Here is a 19544-nt window from a genome sequence, read left to right on the forward strand (position 1 = left end):
CCGGGGCCGTGGCGTCCCGTCCCCCCTTTCTGACCGCATCCGCACGCCGCCGACGGCCCTCGCGTCCGTCGGCCGTTGCATGAGTACCTCCGGGATGGCCAAAGCCCCATGAGCTGGTTCGAATCATTCGTCCTGGGCATCGTGCAGGGACTGACCGAGTTCCTGCCGATCTCCTCCAGCGCGCACCTGCGGCTGACCGCGGCGTTCGCGGGCTGGCAGGACCCCGGTGCGGCGTTCACCGCCATCACGCAGATCGGCACGGAGGCCGCGGTCCTCATCTACTTCCGCAAGGACATCGGCAGGATCCTCTCCGCGTGGTTCAGGTCGCTGACCGACGCCTCGATGCGCAGCGACCACGACGCCAAGATGGGCTGGCTGGTCATCATCGGCTCGCTCCCCATCGGTGTGCTCGGCGTCGCGTTCAAGGACCAGATCGAAGGTCCGTTCCGCGACCTGCGCCTGATCGCGACCACTCTGATCGGCATGGGTATCGTCCTGGGGATCGCCGACCGCCTCGCGGCCCGTGACGAGGCGGGCGGCAAGCACCGCGCCGTCAAGGAGCGCAAGTCGCTCAAGGAGCTGGGCGTCAAGGACGGTCTGATCTTCGGCTTCTGCCAGGCCATGGCGCTGGTTCCGGGCGTCTCCCGCTCGGGCGCCACCATCAGCGGCGGTCTGCTCATGGGGTACACCCGCGAGGCCGCGGCCCGTTACTCCTTCCTGCTGGCGGTGCCCGCCGTCCTGGCCTCCGGCCTGTTCACGCTCAAGGACGCCGGGGAAGGCCCCGTCTCCTGGGGGCCCACCGTCTTCGCCACGATCGTCGCGTTCGTGATCGGGTACGCGGTCATCGCGTGGTTCATGAAGTTCATCACCACCAAGAGCTTCATGCCGTTCGTCATCTACCGGGTGATCCTCGGCATCGTCATCTTCGTCCTGGTCGGTGCGGGCGTACTGAGCCCGGACGCGGGCGAGTCCGCCGGCTGAGAGACGGCTGCTCCGCCCTGACTCCCGGACCGGGCCGGTCCGGGAGTCGGTCATTTCACCGATGACGCGCGGGCACGGGAGCGGGAAGTTGGGCGTGGTCACGGCCGTCACGCGGCAGCCGTGCACCGGCCGTCCTCGCTCCCACACCACGGAGATCCCCATGCCCCTGCCCCGTACAGCCGGCTCCGCTCTGCTGGCCCTCGCGCTCGCCTCCGTCGCCGTCCCGGCATCCGCCTCGTCGACCGCGGCCGCCGCGGCCGACGTGCGCTACGTGGCCCTCGGTGACTCGTACGCCTCCGGTACCGGCGCCGGCAGCTACTCCGACATCGCGTGCACCCGCAGCCGCAACGCCTATCCGGCTCTCTGGGCCGACGCCAACGACCCGGCCGCGTTCTCCTTCGCCGCCTGCGGCGGTGCGAAGATCCCTGACGTGCTCGCTGACCAGGTGGACGAGCTGGACGAGGACACCACCCTGGTCAGCCTGAGCATCGGGGGCAACGACTCCGGTTTCGCCTCGACCATGCTCAGCTGTCAGTACTCCACCCAGTCGGCCTGCGAGCGGGCCCTGAGAACGGCCGGGGAGTACGTGGTGAACGAGCTGCCGGGCGAGCTGGACAGCCTCTACGCGACCGTCCGCGCCCGGGCGCCCCACGCCGAGGTCGTCATCGTCGGGTACCCGCACCTCTACAAGGAGGGCGGCCTCTGCCTCGGCGGGCTCAGCTCCGCCAAGCGCACGGCCGTCAACCAGGGTTCGGATCTTCTCAACGAGACGATCGCGGGCCGTGCGGCGGCGGCCGGATTCGCCTTCGCGGACGGCCGGCCCGCTTTCGCGGGACACGAGATCTGTACGAGCGACGCGTGGATCAGCGGCTCGAACGTCCACCCGACGGCCGAGGGCCACGAGTCCGCGTATCTCCCGGCCTTCAGCGCCGCCGTGTCCGGGAACTGAGCTCAGTACACGTCGCGCACGTACCGCTTGTCGGCGGCGAGCTGCTTGACGTACGCGGCTGCGGCGCCCTCCTGGAGTCCTCCGTGGGCCACGGCGATGTCCCGCAGCGCCCGGTCCACGTCCTTCGCCATCCGGGAGGCGTCGCCGCAGACGTAGAAGTGGGCCCCCTCCTGGAGCCACGACCACAGCTGGGCGCCGTGCTCGCGCATCCGGTCCTGGACGTAGATCTTGGCCCGCTGGTCGCGCGAGAAGGCGGTGTCCAGCCGGGTGAGGGTGCCGTCCCGGTGCAGGGAGTCGAGCTCTTCCCGGTAGTAGAAGTCGGTGGCCCTGCGCTGCTCGCCGAAGAACAGCCAGTTGGCGGCCCGGTGTCCGAGAGCGCGCCGTTCGTCGAGGAAGCCGACGAACGGGGCGACTCCGGTGCCGGGGCCGACCATCACCATGGGGGTGGCCGGATCCGCCGGCGGGCGGAAGTGCGGGGCGCGCTGGACGACGACGGGGACGGGGCTGCCCGCCTCCGCGTCGGCGAGGAAGGTGGAGGCCACGCCCTTGCGGACGGCGCCGTGCCGGTTCTCGTAGCGGACGACGGAGACGGTGAGCCGCACGAGGGCGGGGTCGGTGAGCGGGCTGGACGATATGGAGTACAGCCTCGGCCGGAGGCGTGCCAGGGCGCCGGTCCACTCGGCCGCGGTGGCGCGGGCGGAGTGTCCGGCGATGACGTCGACGGCCTGGCGGCCCCACGTCCACTGCGCGAGTTCGCCCTTGTTGTCCGGCCGCAGCAACTTCTTGAGGGTGCGGTCGTGGGTGCGGCCGGCGACCAGGCGCAGTAGTCCGGGAGTGATCCGGGCGATGTCCAGGTGCCGGTGGAGCGCCTCCCCCAGTGGCACGGGCCCGACGCCTGACACGTCGACCGGCTCCGCCGCGTCCAGTCCGGTGACGGCCAGCCACTCCGCCACCAGATCCGGGCAGTTGCGTGCTTCCACCCCCAACGCGTCACCCGCCTCGTAGGTGAGCGGTACCGGGCTGTCCCGCGTGTCGAAGGTGAACTGACGCACTTCCTTGGTGGCACCGGGAAGGCTCAGCAGCCTGTTGCCGACCAGGCGCCCGGTCGCCGTCCTGGTGGAGCGGGTCGTGATCGGAGGTGCGGCGAGGGCGGACGGGGCGACGGGGGTGGCGGGGCCGGACGGGGCGCCCAGTGCGGCGAACACCTCCTCCAGCCACCGCCCGGCCGGCTCCTCGTAGTCCGGTTCGCAGTCCGTACGGGGGACGAGCCGCACGGCGCCCAGCTCACCGAAGCGTTCGTCGAGGCGTCTGCCGTGCCCGCAGAAGTCGTCGTACGAGGAGTCCCCGAGGGCGAGCACGGCATAGCGCACACCGTCCAGCCGGGGCGTGTCGGGTGCGTTGAGCGACTCCCAGAACCCGGAGCCGTTGTCCGGCGCGTCGCCGTCACCGAACGTGCTGGTGACGACCAGCAGATCGGCGGTGCGCGGGAGGCTCGTCAGAGGGCTGTCATCCATCCCGAGGAGGGTCGCCGTCCGCCCTTCGGCGGTCAGCCGCTGGGCCGCGGCCGCGGCGACCTCCTCGGCGTTGCCGGTCTGCGACGCCCACAGGACCACGACCTGCCGGCCGGATTCGGTGTCCGGTGCCCGTCCCGTCGCCGCGGGCTCCGGGCCGCGGGACGCATCGGCGGGCGAGCGGGAGAACATGCCGGCCAGTACCCCGTTGACCCACAGGGCGTGGCCGGGTTCGAACGGCGCGTGCACCGGCAGTACCGGGGTGCCCGCGGGCCGCGTACCGAGTCCCGCGAGGAATCCGGACAGGTAACGCCGCTCGTGTTCGGCCAGCACGGGCGGGGCTGTGGGCGTGATCCCGAACATCCCGGCGAGTGCGGCGGCCGGGGCGTCCAGGAGGGCCGGGGCGATGACGTCGGCAGGCTCCGGCGAGGCCGGGACGACGGCGGCGACCTTCGCCAGGGTCACGGCGCAGACCTTGAACTCGGGCTGGAGGGACACCGGGTCGACGGCGTCGTTGGTGACCGCGTTGACGCTGAGGTACTCGCCGAAGAGATCGTTCCAGTGGAACGGCGCGAAGCAGTCCCCGGGCCGCACCCGGTCGGTCACGACGGCCGGCAGCACGGCCCGGCCGCGCCGGGAGGCGACCTCCACCGGATCGCCCTCGCCGATGGCGAGGGCCGCCGCGTCCCGCGGGTTGATCTCGACGAAGGGCCCGGGGTTCAGCCTGTTGAGCTTGGCGATCTTCCCGGTCTTCGTCAGGGTGTGCCACTGGTGCTGCAGGCGGCCCGTGTTGAGCACGAAGGGGAAGTCGTCGTCGGGCATCTCGGCCGCGGGCATGTGCGGGCGGGCGTGGAAGACCGCCCGGCCGCTCACCGTGGGGAAGGCAAGCCGGGGCACGCTCCCGTCGGGACGTACGGCCAGGGTCTGGCTGACGCCGTCGTTCAGGTAGCGGACGGGGTTGCGGGCGGGGCCGTCCGGAGCGGCGCTGGGCCACTGGACGGGGGTCCGGCGCAGTCGCTCGTAGGTGACTCCCCGCAGGTCGTATCCGGTCCTCGGGTTGTGGGCCCGCTTGATCTCCTCGAAGATCTCCTCCGCGCTGCTGTAGCCGAAGGCCTCTTCGTACCCCATCTCGCAGGCGATCCGCGCGATGATCCGCCAGTCCGGCCAGGCCTCCCCCGGCGGATCGGCGGCGTGTGCGGCGAGCGTGAGGTTCCGCTCCGAGTTGATCATGACGCCCTCGGCCTCGCCCCACAGTGCTGCGGGCAGGGCGACGTCGGCGTAGGCGTTGGTCTCGGTGTCCGCGAAGACGTCCTGGGTGACGACGAACTCCGCGGCTTCGAGCCCCTCGATGACGGTGCGGCGGTTGGCCACGGATGCCACCGGGTTGGTGCAGATGATCCAGCAGGCCTTGATGTCGCCCTCCGACATGCGCCGGAACATGTCGACGGTCCCGATGCCCGCCGCGTCCGTGCGCAGGGTCCCGGCTGCGAGGCCCCACAGCTCCTCGGCGTCGGCGCGGTCGTCGTCGGACTGCAGGACGCGCTGGCCGGGCAGGCCCGGGCCCATGTAGCCCATCTCCCGGCCGCCCATGGCGTTCGGCTGGCCGGTGAGTGAGAAGGGGCCGCTGCCGGGGCGGCAGATGGCTCCGGTGGCCAGATGGAGATTGATCAGCGCGTTGGTGTTCCACGTGCCGTGGGTGCTCTGGTTGAGGCCCATGGTCCAGCAGCTCATCCACTCGCCCGCCTCGCCGATCCAGCGGGCGGCCAGACGGATGTCCGCCTCCGGGATGCCGGTGATCTCCGCGACCGCGGCGGGCGGGTAGTCCCGCAGGAAGCCGGGCATCGCCTCCCATCCCTCGGTGTGCTCGGCGATGAACTCCGGGTCGGTGTGGCCGTTCTCGACGAGGAGGTGCATCAGGCCGTTGAGCAGCGCCAGGTCGGTGCCCGGGCGTATCCGCAGGAACAGATCGGCCTTGTCGGCGGTGGCGTTGCGCCGGGGATCGACGACGATCAGCTTCGCGCCGGCCTTCACCCGCTCCATGAGGCGGAGGAAGAGAACGGGGTGGCAGTCCGCCATGTTCGAACCGATGACGAAGAACGTGTCGGCGTGCTCGAAGTCCTCGTACGAGCCGGGTGGGCCGTCGGCGCCGAGCGAGAGCTTGTAGCCACTGCCCGCGCTGGCCATGCACAGACGGGAGTTGGACTCGATCCAGCTCGTGCGGACGAAGCCCTTGGCCAGCTTGTTGGCGAGGTACTGCGCCTCCAGCGTCATCTGCCCGGAGACGTAGAGGGCGAGCGCGTCGGGCCCGTGCTCGTCGACGATCGCGCGCAGCCGGCGCGCCGTCTCCCTGACCGCGGCGTCCATGGGCGACGGCGACGGCTCCTCGCTGCGGTCGGCCCGCACCAGGGCCGTCGTCAGCCGGCCGGGCGCGGCCAGCATCTCGGCGCTCGTCGCCCCCTTGGTGCAGAGCCGCCCGCCGTTCGTGGGGTGCGCCTTGTCGCCCGTGGCCTTCAGGACGGTACGCCGCCCGTCGGGGCCCCTGCCGATGTCGAGGACCATCCCGCAGCCGACACCGCAGTACGAGCAGACCGTCCGCACCTGGGCGGGGGTGTCCGGCTGCGGATTCGGCACGGTCATGGACGGCCTCTCATGGGGAACGCTGACATCACCACCGTATGGAACGCCCGTTTCCCGGGTGTCACGCAGGACGATCAAGCGTGGTTACGTCCGCTGCACAGTCGGCCGAGTACGCCGGTGAGGCCTGCCGGGGCCTCCGCTGCGCCCTCGGGACATAATCACGACCCAGGGCCGTTACGCCCCGGCCCGGGAGCTGTCCCACCCCCTTGGAGGCCCGCATGACCGCCGACGACCTTCCCGTGATCGCCGCTGTGGACGGTTCCGCCCACAGCTGGGAGGCGCTCGACTGGGCCGCCGACGAAGCGGTGCGCAGCCGTCTCCCGCTGCTGATCGTCCACGTCCGTCCCCTCACCCGGCGTACGGAGGAGGAGAAAGGGCGGGTGGAGGCCGAGGAGCTGCTTGCCCAAGCCGTGCTGCGGACGTCGGGAACCGCCCCCGGGCTGCCGACCTCGACGCTGGCCCCGCTGGACTTCCCTTCGGCGGCGCTGACCTCGCTCAGCCGTGACGCCTCGATGGTGGTCGTCGGGTCCCGTGGTCTCGGCGGGTTCCGCTCGCTGATGATCGGATCCAACAGCCTGGCCACCGCCTCGATGGCCCGGTGCCCGGTCGTGGTCGTGCACACCGGCCGGACGGACGAGAGCGAGGCCGAGCCGACGGATGCCTTCCCGGACGTCGTCGCGGGGGTCGCCGCCGACGAGAGCAGCGGTGCGGTCCTCGACTTCGCCTTCGAAGCCGCCGTCTCCAGGCCTGGCGCACGGCTGCGGCTCGTGCACGGGTGGACGATGTTCTCATCGATGCTCTCCGGCGGCCCCGTCTTCGACAGCGCGGCGGCGGCTGCCGCCGCGGACCGTTCCCTCGCCGAACTCACCGCGGGCCGACGCGAGAAGTACCCGCAGGTGGACGTCGTGCGCGAACCGGTCCGGGGCTCGGCGTCGCGCACTCTGGTCACGGCATCGGCCACGGCCGCGCTGACCGTCGTCGGGCGGCGCAAGGGCGGCGAGTCCCTCGGGCTCGGCCTCTCCCCCGTGGCGCAGACGACGGTGACGCACGCTCTCGGTCCGGTGGCCGTCATCCCCAGTTGACACCGGCCCCCTCCGCCACGCCAGGGGCCGTGCGCGGCCCCTGGCGTGGCGATCCCGCTGACCGATGCCGGGGCGATGACACAGCGCGTCGCTCTCGCGACGGTGACGGACCGGCTCCCCGCCGATGCGCTGATCACCGACTACGCCGTTGCGTCGGGCGACGGCGCCCGGGACGACCACGTCGCCCTGTTCACGACGGACGGGCGCGCCGGCCACCACGGCGCGGGCGGTCCGGAGGGGCGTACGTCTTCGAGCTGCGGCGTCCGGACCCGGGCCGGCGTATCCGGAGCGTCACGGCTCACCGGGAACGGCGGTGCTCGCCCCGTGCCGCCGGCTGATCCGCGCCCGGTGGAGGCGCGTGCCCCCGGTGGCGGCGGCACGTCCTCTGTGCGCTGCTGATCTTCTGCACCACACTGGGATCAGGAGCAGGACCGGCGAGAGGGAGATGCATGCCGATGCGGGGCGGGCGGCTTCCGGCCGGGCGGGCGGATACGGGCGGCGCACGGCCGTACGAGCGGCTGCTCGGTTCCCGTACCGGGCGAGGAGCTGCGGCGCTGTGCGCGGGCGCGCTGCCCGCCCTGGCGTTCCCCGCGCCCTCGCTCTCGTACTTCGCCTACGTCGCGCTGGTGCCCTGGCTGCTGCTGATCCGCTCGGCGGGGACGGGGCGCCGCGCGGCGGTCGACGGCTGGCTCGGCGGTACGGGCTTCATGCTCGCCGTGCACCACTGGCTGATGCCGAGCCTTCACGTGTTCATCGTGGTGCTCGCCGCTCTGCTGGGGATCCTGTGGGCTCCCTGGGGCCTGCTCGTTGACCGGCTTCTCGGGGGCTCGCCGTCCGTCCGGCGCTCCGTCGCCGCCGTGGCGGTGGTGCCCTCCGGGTGGCTGATGATCGAGCTGGTCCGCTCCTGGGAGGGGCTGGGCGGTCCCTGGGGGCTGCTGGGCGCCAGCCAGTGGGACGTCCCGCTCGCGCTGCGCACCGCCTCCGTCGGCGGCGTGTGGCTGGTGAGCCTGGGTGTGGTGGCCGTGAACACCGTGGTGACTCTGCTGCTCGCCGTGCCGGCGGGCCGCAGGGCGGCGGGCGCGTGCCTGGTCGCGGGAGCCGTGGGCGTGGGTGCGACGGCCGTGTGGGCGCCGCGGCCCGAGGAGACCGGCTCGGTGCGGATCGGCGTCGTGCAGCCGGGTGTGGTCGACGGCCCCGGCAGTGTCGACCGCCGCTTCGCGCGCAGTGAGGCACTGACCCGTGGCCTGGCCGGGCGGGACGTGGACCTGGTGGTGTGGGGCGAGAGCAGTGTGGGCGTCGATCTGTCCCGCGACCCGGAGACGGCGGGACGCGTCGCCGCTCTGTCGCGTCTGGTCGGGGCCGATGTGCTGGTCAACATGGACGCCCGTCGCACGGACGGGCCCGACCGCGCCGGGATCTACAAGTCCGCGGTGCTGGTGGGCCCCGAGGGCCCCACCGGGGACCGCTACGACAAGATGCGCCTGGTCCCGTTCGGTGAGTACGTCCCGGCCCGCGCGCTGCTCGGCTGGGCGACCTCGGTCGGAAAGGCCGCGGGCGAGGACCGGCTGCGCGGCAACGGCCCCGTGGTGATGGACCTGCCGGACGGACTGCGGGTGGGCCCGCTGGTGTGCTTCGAGTCGGCGTTCCCCGACATGAGCCGGCAGCTGACGAGGGACGGAGCCCAGCTGCTGGTCGCCCAGTCGTCCACCTCGACGTTCCAGCACAGCTGGGCCCCCGCGCAGCACGCCTCGCTCGGGGCTCTGCGGGCGGCCGAGACGGGCCGCCCGATGGTGCACGCCACGCTCACGGGCGTGAGCGCGGTGTACGGCCCCGGCGGTGAACGGGTGGGAACGCCTCTCGGCACGGACGCGACCGAGGCAGCCGTGTACGACGTGCCGCTCGCCGGAGGCACCACTCTCTACGTCCGGCTGGGCGCCTGGCCGGTGTACGGCGCTGTGGCGGTACTGGCCGTCTTCTTCGGCGCGGCGGGCCTGCGGTCCTTCAGAACACCTGCTCCGACGCGTCCCGGACGACCCGCTCGCACAGCCGGTGAGTCTCGAGAGCGTCCTGAGCACTGAGGACCCGCCCGGCCCGGACCGCGTCCAGGAAGGCCAGCACACTCTGCTCGATGCCGCGCTGGCGGGCGACGGGCACCCAGTCGCCGCGCCGCCGCAGGGTCGGCTGGCCCTTGTGGTCGACGACGTCCGCGAGGTTGAGGACCTGCCGCTTGGTGTCCTGACCCGAGACCTCGAGGATCTCCTCGGTCGATCCGTTGAGCCGGTTCATCGTGCCGATGGCCGTGAAGCCGTCGCCGGACAGCTGGAGCACCACGTGCTGCATGAGCCCGTCGGTCACCCGCGCCCGCACGACGACGTCCGACACCGGGCCCGGGACCAGGAAACGCAGGGTGTCGACGACGTGGATGAAGTCGTCGAGCACCATGGTGCGCGGGTCCTCGGGCAGTCCCACCCGGTTCTTCTGCATCAGGATCAGCTCGCGCGGGTGCTCGGCACACTGCGCGTACGACGGGGCGAACCTGCGGTTGAACCCGACCGCGAGGGTGACGCCACGCTCCTCGGCGAGGGCCACGAGCCGCTCGGACTCGGCGAGTTCGTAGGCCAGCGGCTTGTCGACGTACGTGGGGACACCCGCTTCGAGCAGCCGTCCCACGATCTCCGCGTGAGCGGCGGTCGGCGCGTGCACGAAGGCGGCGTCCAGCCCCTGGGCCAGAAGCGATCCGAGATCCTCGTGACACTGCGCCGCGGGAATCCGGTGGGCCCGCGCGACGGCCGCCAGCGTGGCCGGGGTGCGGGTCTGCAGATGCGGTTCGACACCGGGAAGGGTCGTCAGTACCGGCAGGTACGCCTTCTGCGCGATGTCGCCGAGCCCGATGCAGCCGACCTTCACGAGGTTCTCCCTGTCGCCTTGACCAGGGCCTTGTCACGGTCGCGTCGTCTGCCCCTCCCTGGTCCCGGCAGCATACGCGCGCTGCGGCGGCTGCCAGTCGCAGATGCCGTGGAAGGTCCGCAGGACGAGCCCCGGACCGAGACGGGAGACGGCGGACATCAGTCCGTTCCGGAGGGCGACGGCCGGCGCCGCCGACAGTCCGGTCATCCGGGACACCTGCGCCGCCTTGCGGACCATGGCGGTCGTGCGGGGATGCCTCGCCGCTGTGTAGGCGGCGAGTCCCGCTCCGAGGTCACCGTCCGGTGCGACGTGGTGGGCGAGTACGACGGCGTCCTCGATGGCCTGGTTACCTCCCTGGCCGAGGAAGGGCACCATGGCGTGCGCGGAGTCGCCGACGAGCACGGCGCGTCCCCGGTGGAAGGACGGCAGCGGATCAGCCAGGTGGTACACGTCGTGGCGCAGCACCTGGTCCGGCTCGACGGAGGCGATGATGCCGGGGACCGGGTCGTGCCAGTCGCCGTACCTGCGCAGCAGCTCCGCCTTCTCGTCGTCGGCGGCACGGGCTCCCGCGGGGACCGCCGCCGCGGCGTAGGCGTAGATCCCGCCGTCCTTCAGCGGGTGGCTGCCCCACAGTGCGCCCCGGCCCCAGGTCTCGTGCGAGCTGAAGGTGCGGCCGAGTCCGGGAGAGATGACGCGCCAGGTGGTGAAGCCGCTGTAGGCGGGGCCGGGATGACGCGGGAAGAGCGTGGTGCGCACCTGCGAGCCGATGCCGTCGGCGCCGATCACCAGATCGGCCTCGATGTCCCCGGTGGATGTCCTGACCACCGCCCGGCGCCCGTCTGCGCGGCCCGGCGCGACGAGCCGCGCCTCCGTGCCGGTGTACACGGTGGATGCGGGCAGCCGGGCGCGCAGCAGGTCGATCAGCGCGGCCCTGTGCAGCAGGACGAGCGGCCCCCCGAACCGCTCGGCCGCGGCGGCGCTGTCCGTACGGGCGAGCCAGCGCCCGGACGGTGTACGCATCCCTCCGTCGCCCTGCCAGGCGGCGAGGGCTCTGACCTCGTCGCCGAGCCCGATGACGTCGAGGGCCCGCTGGGAGTTGGGGGCGAGACTGATTCCCGCGCCGACGGGTTCCAGTGAGGCGGAGCGTTCCAGCACGGTGACCTGCCAGCCGCTCCGGTACAGCGCCGCCGCGGCGGTGAGTCCGCCGATTCCGCTGCCGATGACCACTGCTCGGGATGTCGCCATGACTCAACCCCTCTTCGGGACTACACCTGTAGTAACCGGGCTCCACGTTACTACAGATGTAGTGCCAGCGATAGATTGGCCCCATGCCCACACGCTCCACGCCCGCACACACCGCCGCTCCCGGCGGCTCCCGGTCCTCCGGCCCCTCCCGCGCCGAACTGATCGCCGACACCGCGCTCGCCCTTCTCGCCGAGCGCGGGACGAGAGGCCTCACCCACCGGGCGGTGGACGAGCGGGCCGGGCTCCCCCAGGGGTCGACGTCCAACCACGCCCGCACCCGGCAGGCCCTCCTGGAGGCCTCCGTGCGCCGGCTCGCCGAGCTGGAGGCGCGGGTGCTCGTCCCCGGGGACCTGCTCGCCGGCAGCGATCCGGCCGGGGTCGCCGCAGGGCTGGCCCACGCGCTGCACCGCTATCTGGTCGGCAGCACGCAGCTCCTGGTCTGCCGCTACGAGCTGGCTCTGGAGGCGACCCGGCGCCCCGGCCTGCGGGCGTTCTACGACGACGCGGGCGCGCGGTTCCGCGATCCGCTGGTGGCCCTGATGACAGCGGCCGGATCGGCCGAGCCGGAGCGCCAGGCACTCTCGGTCGTGGCGTGGGCGGAGGGAATGATGTTCGCGTGCGCCGTGGGGTCCTACCACCGGGCCGTGCCGACCGAGGACGAGCTGCGCAGGAGCTGCACCGAGCTGCTGCGGGGGATGCTCGGCACGGGAGCCGGATAAGCAGTGGTCTTGCTGATCATTGCTGGACGAATATGACCCTCATGACGACACAGGAACGGTCCCGCCCCGCGATCGACGCAGCCGAACGGCAGATGCTGGAGGGGTGGCTGGACTACCACCGCGAGACCCTGGCCATGAAGTGCGCGGGCCTCACCGACGCCCAGCTCAGGGAGGCTTCCGTCCCTCCGTCGGAATTCACCCTGCTCGGTCTCGTACGTCACCTGGCCGAGAACGAACGCGGATGGTTCCGCGAGGTACTGGCCGGCGAGGACCTGCCGCCGATCTACGGAACGGACGAGGACCCGGACGGGGAGTTCCACCTCACCGACGCGGACACCTGGGACGAGGCGAGGACCACCTGGCTGGCGGAGATCGAGGCGGCACGGGCCAACGCCGCGAAGGTCGGGCTCGACGGCCTGTCCGTCGGCGTGGGCAAGCAGGGCAAGCCCTTCAGCCTCCGCTGGATCTACACACACATGATCGAGGAGTACGCCCGCCACAACGGCCACGCCGATCTCGTACGGGAGCGGATCGACGGCGCGACCGGCGAGTGAAGGGCGGGGGCGGCGCCGTGCCGGCAACCGGCCCGCTTCACGCTCCCTCGCCGGGCGCGCTCCCCCGCATGCGCTGCTCCATGCGCCCGAGGGCGGCACGGACCCCTCCGCCGTATCCGTCGTCCTCCAGCACCCCGACGGCGTTCCAGGCACGGTCGAGGTGGAGCCGGGCGGCCTCGAAGCGCTGCAGCTTCATGTAGTCCTCCGCCAGGTTGAGGTGGAGCGAGGGAACGAGGGCCCGCACGGCGTCGGTGTCCCGGTGCCGGGCGGTCGTGTCCGTGACCATCGCGCCGGTCAGGCCCTCGGCAGCCGTCAGGGCCCTGAGGTCCCAGGCCAGCTCGTCGCCCGGATCATCCTGCGTGTCGGCCATGTAGTGGGCGAGGGTGCAGCGGTGCAAAGCCTCCCCGCGCTCACCGATCTCCGACCAGATGACCCCGAAGCGGTTGCGGGCCTCTTCCCTGTCACCGGCGTGGAGCAGCATGATCGCCTGGCCGATCCGGGTCATGACGGCGTCCCCCGGCACTTCACGCTGCTCCACTGCAGAGGTCTCCCTGATCAGCATCCGGCCTGTTGCGGTCGCTCAGACGCTAGCCGCAGCCACGGACAATCCCGCTCAGGCGCGGGCTCCGGCCGTCTGCCGGGTCACCTGGAGGCCCAGGTCCGGGATCCGCCAGTCGATGGGCTGGTGCCCCTGCGCGGCGACGGCCTCGTTGATCTGCGTGAAGGGACGGGAACCGAACCACTTCTTGGCGGAGAGCGGCGAGGGGTGCGCGCCCTTGACCACCACGTGGCGGTCCTGGTCGATCAGCGGAATCTTCTTCTGGGCGTAGTTTCCCCAGAGGACGAAGACGGCCGGGTCGGGCCGCTCGGCCACCGCGCGGATCACCGCGTCGGTGACCTTCTCCCAGCCCTTGCCCTTGTGCGAGTTGGCCTCGCCGCCACGGACCGTGAGCACCGCGTTCAGCAGCAGGACGCCCTGCTCGGCCCAGGGCATCAGATATCCGTTGTCCGAGACCGGCAGGCCGAGCTCGTCGTTCATCTCCTTGTAGATGTTGCGCAGCGAGGGCGGCGTCCTGACGCCCGGCCTGACCGAGAAGCACAGGCCGTGCCCCTGGCCCTCCCCGTGATAGGGGTCCTGGCCGAGGATGAGCACCTTCACCCGGTCGTACGGCGTGGCCTCCAGCGCGGCGAAGACCTGCTCGCGCGGCGGGTACACCGGCCCCCTGGCCCGCTCCTCCTCGACGAATTCCGTGAGCTCCTCGAAGTAGGGCTTCTGCAGCTCTTCGCCGAGGACGCCGCGCCAGGACTCGGGCAGCAGGTCGGTGTCGGTCACGTGCACAACCTCCGGTAAGCAGTCGGTTCTTGACCACAGAACCTACCGGGGACCACTGACAACGGTCCCGCCGAGCCCGCTGCCCCCTCCTACCAGCTGGTCTTGCGGTACAGCTCCCACATCTGCATGACCGTCTGCGGGTCGAGCGCGCGCTCGCCGCCGCCGATGTCCTCACCCGCAGCGACGTAGAGCTTGCCCTGCCACAGGGGCAGCAGCCGCACATCCTTGACGAGGATCTCCTGGGCCCGCTTGAACTGGTCGGAGACGGCCCCGCGGTCGCTCTCCCTACGGGAGGAGGGCAGCAACTCCTGCGTGATCTCGCTGGACAGGTACGGGGTACCGGTGACGCTGTCCTGGCCCACGAAGGGAGCGATGAAGTTGTCCGGGTCCGGGAAGTCGGGGAACCAGCCACGCCCGAAGACCGGGTAGTCGCCCTTGTTGAAGCCCTCCTGGAAGGACTTCCACGGCGCGCTCTTCAACGTGATCCTGAACAGCCCCGACGCCTCGAGCTGGCGCTTCAGCTCGGCGAACTCGGGAGCGGTGGAGGAGCCGTACCGGTCCGTGGTGTACCAGAAGGTCATCTCGACCGGCTCGGTGATCCCCGCCTCGGAGAGGGTCTCCCTGGCCTTGGCCACGTCCGGGTCACCGAAGGAGTCGAAGAAACTGGTGGCGTGTCCGGCGATGCCCTTCGGGACCATGGAGTAGAGCGGTTCGGCGGTGCCCTGGTACACCTTGGCGACGAGGGCGTCACGGTCCACGACCTGGGCGATCGCCTGCCGGACGGCGAGCTTTCCCGCGGCCGGGTCCTTGGGGTTGAAGACGAGGAAGCGGATGTCCGCACCGACCGACTCGACGATCTGCAGCCCGTTGTCCTCCTTCTTGTCGTCCTCGAGACCGATGACCTCCTCGGCGGTCAGGCCGCGGTAGGTGGCGTCGATCTCCTTCTTCTTCAGCGCCTCCACCATGGGGGCGGAGTCATCGAAGTAACGGATCGTGACCGCGTCGTTCTTCCGGTCGGCGAAGCCCTTGTAGCCGGAGTTCCTGGTCAGCTCGGCCTTCTTGCCCGGCTCGTACGAATCCAGGACGTACGGCCCCGAACCGGTGACCTTGCCGTCCTCGCGCACGCTGTCAGCCGGGTAGTCACCAGGAGCGACGAGCGACATCGCCGGGGTGGCCAGGATGAACGGGAAGGTCGCGTCCGCCTTGCTGAGGTGGAAGACGACCGTGTCGTCCCCCTTCGTCTCCACCCGGTCGAGGGACCCGAGGAGACCGGCCGGGCCGCCCTTGACCTTGATCTTCGCGATCCGGTCGATGGAGTACTTCACGGCCTCGGCGTCGACCTTCTCCCCGTTGGAGAACTTCAGGCCCGACCGCAGGGTGCACCTGTACGCCATGCTCGTGGCGTCCGTGAACCGGCATTCCTTCGCCGCGTCGGGCTCCGGGCTGGTACTGCCGGTCGGGAAGCTCACCAGGGTCTGGAAGACGTTCCTCATCAGCTCCCAGGAGCCGTCCCACGCCGCCGCCGGATCAAGGGTCGAGGGCGAGCTCGTCGTTCCGACCGATATCTGCTGGTTCGTCTCCGAGCTGCTGTCCGACAGCAGACCGCAGCCGGCAAGCAGAGAAAGGGAAGCAAGGGTTGCAGCAGCCTGCAGACTGGCCCGGTAGAACACGTGCACGCTCCTCGATCGGCCTTGGGGTCGGCAGACCATACCGCAGCGCCCCGCCGGAACAATCCGATGGCCCGGCGAGGCACTTGAGGCAATCAGGGCCAAACTGGCGCAGGCCTCTCTCAGGCCACGCCCGCGTTCAGGAAAATACCGCCGTCGACCACGAGGGTCTGCCCCGTGACCCAGTCGGACTGTTCGGAGGTGAGGAACGCCGCCGCACCGCCGATGTCCTGCGGGACACCGAGCCGGCCCAGCGGGTAGGCGGCCGCGGCCTCGGCCTCACGGCCCTCGTAGAGCGCCTCGGCGAACTTGGTCTTCACCACGGCGGGGGCGATGGCGTTGACCCGTACGACCGGTGCGAACTCGTGCGCCAGCTGGAGGGTCAGGTTGACCATGGCGGCCTTGCTCATGCCGTAGGCACCGATGAACGGTGACGCGGACACGCCCGCGACCGAGGCGATGTTGACGATCGCCCCGCCGTTCTCCCTCTGCCAGGCCTTCCAGGTCTGCTGGGCGAACCCGAGCGCCGAGATCACATTGGTCTCGTAGACCTTGCGGGCGACATTGAGGTCGAGCTCGGCCATCGGCCCGAAGACGGGGTTCGTACCGGCGTTGTTGACGAGGTAGTCGACCCGGCCGAAGGCCTCCATCGCACGCTCGACGGCCGCGGCCTGGTGCGCCTCGTCGTGCGCCTTGCCCGCGATGCCGACCGCCCGGTCGGCACCGAGCTTCTCCACGGCCTCCTTCAGGGCGTCCTCACCCCGGCCCGTGATGACGACCCGGTCGCCACGGGCGACGAGCGCCTCGGCGATGCCGTAGCCGATGCCCCTGCTCGCGCCGGTGATGAGCGCGACCTTGCCACTGTCCTGCACAGTCATGTTGTCCGTTGCCCTTCCGGGGGTCAGTTGAGCGGTCCGCCGGCGACGTACATGACCTGGCCGGACACGAAGCCCGCGTCCTCACCGGTGAAGAAGGCGATGGCGTTGGCGATGTCCTCGGGGTGCCCCACGCGCTGTACGGGGATCTGCGTCGCGGCGGCGGCCTGGAACTCCTCGAATCCCATACCGACCCGCGCGGCCGTCTGGGCGGTCATCTCGGTGACGATGAAGCCGGGGGCAACGGCGTTGGCGGTCACGCCGAACTTGCCGAGCTCCTTCGCGAGCGTCTTGGTGAAGCCCTGGAGGCCGGCCTTGACGGCGGAGTAGTTGGCCTGGCCACGGTTGCCCAGCGCCGAGGAGGACGAGAGCGAGACGATGCGGCCGAACTTGGCCTCCACCATGTGGGACTGGACGGCCTTGGCCATCAGGAACGCGCCCTTGAGGTGGACGTTCATCACGAGGTCCCAGTCGGACTCGCTCATCTTGAAGAGCAGGTTGTCGCGGAGCACCCCCGCGTTGTTGACGAGGATCGTCGGGGCGCCGAGCTCGGCGGCCACACGCGCGACGGCGGCTTCCACCTGCGCGCTGTCCGACACATCGCAGCCGACGGCGAGGGCCTTGCCCCCGGCGGCGGTGATCTTCTCGACCGTGTCCTTGCACGCCGCCTCGTCGAGGTCGAGTACGGCGACGGCGCGGCCCTCGGCCGCGAGGCGTACGGCGGTGGCGGCGCCGATGCCCCGTGCCGCTCCCGTCACGATGGCGACGCGCTGCTCGGTGGTGGACATGCTTGGTTCTCCTCGCCCTTGGATCGCGGCTCAGCGGACGTCAGGAAGTTCCCGATAACTGAGCAACCGCTTAGTACCTTCAGCAGACGAGACGCTAGAAGCCCTGGCACCCGGTGTCAACGGCCCACGAGGGCCCGGTCGCATGTCACACCGGCCGGCGCCGCCGCCCTGTTACTCGGGGGCGACGGCACCGGTCCCGGGAATCAGCGCACCAGCAGGTCGAGGAGCCGCTCGACCTCGGCGGCCGGATCCGTGGTCAGTCCGCTGTGGACGACACCGGGCTGGACGACCGTGGATCGTGGCGCGATCAGCCAGCGAAAGCGGCGCCCCGCATCGTCACCGGCAGCCTGGCCCGCCGCCTCGCCGCCGCCGCAGACACCCTCGACCGCCCGAAGGGCGGCCCGGACACCGGCTACGTCGGCCTCCGGGTCCAGTGCCCGGAGCTTGCGCTCGTCCAGGTGTGTCAGCGCGGCGACGAAGGACTTGGCGCGGCAGTAGACCAGCACGCCCGCGTTGAAGCACTCCCCGCGTTCCACGCGTGGAACGACGCGCAGGACCGCGTACTCGAAGACATCGCGCTCGCTCATCGGCCGCCGTCCTTGCTGTTCGCTGCTGCGTCCGCCTGCGCGTCGCGCTCCTTCTTGACGGAATGCGGCCGGGGGGCCAGTCGCTCGGTGAGCCATCCGGGGGCCTGGGAGGGGCGGGGCTTCGTGGGCGCTTCCAGCACGATGCGCTCGTGGATGCTCCGTGCGCGGGCCAGGAGCGGCTCCACGTACGCCCGGCGCAGCTGATCCGTGGTCTCGAAGCCCGGTTCGCCGGCCAGCCATTCGTCCGGCACCAGCGCCGTCACCTCGGTGAGCAGCTCCTCCGTGACGAGCGGGGCGAGCTCGGCGGCCGCGGCGGCGATGTCCGGCCCGAACGGCGCGAGGACATGGTCGGAGGCGTTGTACGGCTTCGCAGCCGAGGTCTGTGCGCCCGGCCAGTTGTGGTGCCAGATCATGGTGGCCCCGTGATCGATCAGCCACGGCTCACCGTGCCAGACAAGCATGTTGGGGTTCCGCCACGACCGGTCCACGTTGTTGATCAGCGCGTCGAACCAGACGACCCTTCCGGCCTCCGCCGCGCCGACCTCGTAGGCGAGCGGGTCGAATCCGAGCGAGCCCGGCAGATAGTCCATCCCGAGGTTCAGCCCGGCGCTGGCCTTGAGGAGCTCCTGCACCTCCTGGTCCGGCTCGGCGAGACCGATGACGGGATCGAGCTGGATGGTCACCAGCTCCGGCACCCGCAACCCCAGCCTCCGGCCGAGCTCGCCGCAGACGACCTCCGCGACCAGGGTCTTGCGGCCCTGCCCCGCTCCGGTGAACTTCATGACGTACGTGCCCAGGTCGTCGGCCTCGACGATCCCGGGCAGTGATCCGCCCTCCCGCAGGGGCGTGACATAGCGGGTCGCGGTGACTTCTGTCAGCATTTCCCCAGGCTATACGGCCCGACTCCCTGAAGATCCACGGAACCTGGCACAGCCTCTGCGCTGCCCGGCCGTGCGGTCGGGGTGACACCCGGTACGGCGTGGTGGACGCCCTCACGCCCGAGCCGGCGGTTCCGGCACTTCACGCGACCGCTCACGGAGCCGCGGGGCCGCGCGCCGTCAGCCAGACGCTGGCCCCCGGCGCCGACTGCACCTCGTACGGCCGGCCGAAGCCGAGTGGCCACAGCGGTGCCATCAGGTCGACGGAGAGTGTGATCGCGACCGCCGGGGCCCGCTCCTCGTCAGCGGCGCGCAGCCCTGGGGCGAGCAACTCGGCGGCCAAGGCGTGGTCCCAGAGCTCGATGTCCTCCGGCGCACACACGGTGACCACCTTCCAGTGCGGCTCATCGGGGCAAGCCGCCTTCAGCACCGTCGCGAGTCCCGAGGGCTCCGACAGGGAAACGTCGAGTTCGCGTTCCAGGAGGCCGCCGAACCGCTCGTCGGCAGCTTCAGCCCCGGCTTCGGGCGGCAGCCAGATGGCGGCCGCGAGGAGCGTGCCGTCCTCCCGCTCGGCCGTCCGGACATGGCCGTCCTCCAGCGCATAGTGCGCCAGCATCAGCCGCATGGCGCGCTGCGCCAGCTCCCAGTCGACGTCTGCGGACCCGTCGTCCTTGCCGGACGTCCGGAAGGAGGCCGCCTGCGGGGCGAACAGGCGCACCACGGCCGGCACGTCCACGAGTGTGGCTGGACGCACGGTCACCCGGGAGGGCAGATCGACTGGCAAATTCTTCCTTTCTCCAACGGTGTCCGCCCGCTCAGTCATTACAGGCA

The 19544-nt window shown here is 71.2% G+C and carries 18 protein-coding genes; 7 read left to right on the top strand and 11 right to left on the bottom strand.

Annotated features, from left to right (window positions below; all coding sequences use genetic code 11):
• Positions 1-108 precede the first annotated feature (108 nt).
• Positions 109-981 (top strand): undecaprenyl-diphosphate phosphatase, encoded by an 873-nt coding sequence (locus OO67_RS17160; protein ID WP_033301159.1) that lies wholly within the window; start codon positions 109-111, stop codon positions 979-981.
• 160 nt (positions 982-1141) lie between these two features.
• Positions 1142-1930, top strand: a complete 789-nt coding sequence (locus tag OO67_RS17165) for an SGNH/GDSL hydrolase family protein (RefSeq protein ID WP_033301320.1) — start codon at positions 1142-1144, stop codon at positions 1928-1930.
• A 2-nt stretch (positions 1931-1932) separates the two neighbouring features.
• Here OO67_RS17165 and OO67_RS17170 read toward each other — a convergent pair whose 3' ends face one another.
• Positions 1933-6078, bottom strand: coding sequence for a bifunctional nitrate reductase/sulfite reductase flavoprotein subunit alpha (locus OO67_RS17170; RefSeq protein WP_033301161.1), 4146 nt, complete (start codon positions 6076-6078; stop codon positions 1933-1935).
• A gap of 218 nt (positions 6079-6296) precedes the next feature.
• Between OO67_RS17170 and OO67_RS17175 the strand changes: the two genes are divergently transcribed.
• From OO67_RS17175 to lnt, 3 genes are all read left to right on the top strand, one after another.
• A complete protein-coding gene (locus OO67_RS17175) occupies positions 6297-7160 on the top strand; it encodes a universal stress protein (RefSeq protein WP_033301163.1) in 864 nt (287 codons plus the stop codon).
• A 75-nt stretch (positions 7161-7235) separates the two neighbouring features.
• Positions 7236-7559: a hypothetical protein gene (locus OO67_RS40635; protein ID WP_341864644.1), complete on the top strand. Its 324-nt coding sequence runs from the start codon at positions 7236-7238 to the stop codon at positions 7557-7559.
• A gap of 50 nt (positions 7560-7609) precedes the next feature.
• Positions 7610-9238 carry an apolipoprotein N-acyltransferase gene (gene lnt / locus OO67_RS17185; RefSeq protein ID WP_033301168.1) on the top strand — a complete coding sequence of 543 codons (1629 nt, stop codon included), beginning with the start codon at positions 7610-7612 and terminating at the stop codon, positions 9236-9238.
• Here the strand turns inward: lnt and OO67_RS17190 are convergent.
• Both OO67_RS17190 and OO67_RS17195 read right to left on the bottom strand, forming a co-directional pair.
• Positions 9162-10067 (bottom strand): Gfo/Idh/MocA family protein, encoded by a 906-nt coding sequence (locus OO67_RS17190; RefSeq protein ID WP_033301169.1) that lies wholly within the window; start codon positions 10065-10067, stop codon positions 9162-9164. The genes lnt and OO67_RS17190 overlap by 77 nt on opposite strands.
• Before the next feature lie 33 nt (positions 10068-10100).
• The gene (locus tag OO67_RS17195) at positions 10101-11312 is read right to left on the bottom strand and encodes an FAD-dependent monooxygenase (protein WP_033301170.1); all 1212 of its coding nucleotides are present in this window, start codon (positions 11310-11312) and stop codon (positions 10101-10103) included.
• An 83-nt stretch (positions 11313-11395) separates the two neighbouring features.
• Here OO67_RS17195 and OO67_RS17200 point away from each other — a divergent pair, with 83 nt between their 5' ends.
• Together OO67_RS17200 and OO67_RS17205 are read left to right on the top strand one after the other, a co-directional pair.
• Complete coding sequence (locus OO67_RS17200; protein WP_033301172.1) at positions 11396-12031, top strand: TetR/AcrR family transcriptional regulator; 636 nt, start codon at positions 11396-11398, stop codon at positions 12029-12031.
• Between the two features lie 41 nt (positions 12032-12072).
• A complete protein-coding gene (locus OO67_RS17205; protein WP_033301322.1) occupies positions 12073-12585 on the top strand; it encodes a DinB family protein in 513 nt (170 codons plus the stop codon).
• Between the two features lie 37 nt (positions 12586-12622).
• Here OO67_RS17205 and OO67_RS17210 read toward each other — a convergent pair whose 3' ends face one another.
• The 8 genes from OO67_RS17210 to OO67_RS17245 form a co-directional block, all read right to left on the bottom strand.
• Positions 12623-13123: a hypothetical protein gene (locus OO67_RS17210; protein WP_033301173.1), complete on the bottom strand. Its 501-nt coding sequence runs from the start codon at positions 13121-13123 to the stop codon at positions 12623-12625.
• A gap of 75 nt (positions 13124-13198) precedes the next feature.
• Positions 13199-13918, bottom strand: a complete 720-nt coding sequence (locus tag OO67_RS17215; RefSeq protein ID WP_033301175.1) for a uracil-DNA glycosylase — start codon at positions 13916-13918, stop codon at positions 13199-13201.
• An 89-nt stretch (positions 13919-14007) separates the two neighbouring features.
• Entirely contained in the window at positions 14008-15588 is a 1581-nt protein-coding gene (locus tag OO67_RS17220) for an ABC transporter substrate-binding protein (RefSeq protein ID WP_033301176.1), read from the bottom strand.
• Between the two features lie 119 nt (positions 15589-15707).
• The gene (locus OO67_RS17225; protein WP_033301178.1) at positions 15708-16463 is read right to left on the bottom strand and encodes an SDR family oxidoreductase; all 756 of its coding nucleotides are present in this window, start codon (positions 16461-16463) and stop codon (positions 15708-15710) included.
• A gap of 23 nt (positions 16464-16486) precedes the next feature.
• A complete protein-coding gene (fabG, locus tag OO67_RS17230; protein WP_033301180.1) occupies positions 16487-17248 on the bottom strand; it encodes a 3-oxoacyl-ACP reductase FabG in 762 nt (253 codons plus the stop codon).
• Between the two features lie 203 nt (positions 17249-17451).
• On the bottom strand, positions 17452-17835 hold the full coding sequence (locus OO67_RS17235) for a DUF3037 domain-containing protein (RefSeq protein WP_033301182.1): 384 nt from the start codon (positions 17833-17835) through the stop codon (positions 17452-17454).
• Positions 17832-18716, bottom strand: a complete 885-nt coding sequence (locus OO67_RS17240; RefSeq protein WP_033301184.1) for a HipA family kinase — start codon at positions 18714-18716, stop codon at positions 17832-17834. The genes OO67_RS17235 and OO67_RS17240 overlap by 4 nt, the downstream gene beginning before the upstream one ends.
• Positions 18717-18867: 151 nt before the next feature.
• Positions 18868-19497 carry a hypothetical protein gene (locus tag OO67_RS17245; protein ID WP_157841700.1) on the bottom strand — a complete coding sequence of 210 codons (630 nt, stop codon included), beginning with the start codon at positions 19495-19497 and terminating at the stop codon, positions 18868-18870.
• Positions 19498-19544: the final 47 nt, after the last annotated feature.

The organism is Streptomyces atroolivaceus, assembly GCF_000717025.1.
GTDB lineage: Bacteria > Actinomycetota > Actinomycetes > Streptomycetales > Streptomycetaceae > Streptomyces > Streptomyces atroolivaceus.

Bases quoted from the DNA above. Each gene is read 5' to 3' on its own strand.
- OO67_RS40635 (WP_341864644.1), top strand. From the start codon at position 7,236: ATGACACAGCGCGTCGCTCTCGCGACGGTGACGGACCGGCTCCCCGCC.
- OO67_RS17160 (WP_033301159.1), top strand. From the start codon at position 109: ATGAGCTGGTTCGAATCATTCGTCCTGGGCATCGTGCAGGGACTGACC.
- OO67_RS17165 (WP_033301320.1), top strand. From the start codon at position 1,142: ATGCCCCTGCCCCGTACAGCCGGCTCCGCTCTGCTGGCCCTCGCGCTC.
- OO67_RS17235 (WP_033301182.1), bottom strand. From the start codon at position 17,835: ATGAGCGAGCGCGATGTCTTCGAGTACGCGGTCCTGCGCGTCGTTCCA.
- fabG (WP_033301180.1), bottom strand. From the start codon at position 17,248: ATGTCCACCACCGAGCAGCGCGTCGCCATCGTGACGGGAGCGGCACGG.
- OO67_RS17205 (WP_033301322.1), top strand. From the start codon at position 12,073: ATGACGACACAGGAACGGTCCCGCCCCGCGATCGACGCAGCCGAACGG.
- OO67_RS17170 (WP_033301161.1), bottom strand. From the start codon at position 6,078: ATGACCGTGCCGAATCCGCAGCCGGACACCCCCGCCCAGGTGCGGACG.
- OO67_RS17195 (WP_033301170.1), bottom strand. From the start codon at position 11,312: ATGGCGACATCCCGAGCAGTGGTCATCGGCAGCGGAATCGGCGGACTC.
- OO67_RS17175 (WP_033301163.1), top strand. From the start codon at position 6,297: ATGACCGCCGACGACCTTCCCGTGATCGCCGCTGTGGACGGTTCCGCC.
- OO67_RS17225 (WP_033301178.1), bottom strand. From the start codon at position 16,463: ATGACTGTGCAGGACAGTGGCAAGGTCGCGCTCATCACCGGCGCGAGC.
- OO67_RS17200 (WP_033301172.1), top strand. From the start codon at position 11,396: ATGCCCACACGCTCCACGCCCGCACACACCGCCGCTCCCGGCGGCTCC.
- lnt (WP_033301168.1), top strand. From the start codon at position 7,610: ATGCCGATGCGGGGCGGGCGGCTTCCGGCCGGGCGGGCGGATACGGGC.
- OO67_RS17240 (WP_033301184.1), bottom strand. From the start codon at position 18,716: ATGCTGACAGAAGTCACCGCGACCCGCTATGTCACGCCCCTGCGGGAG.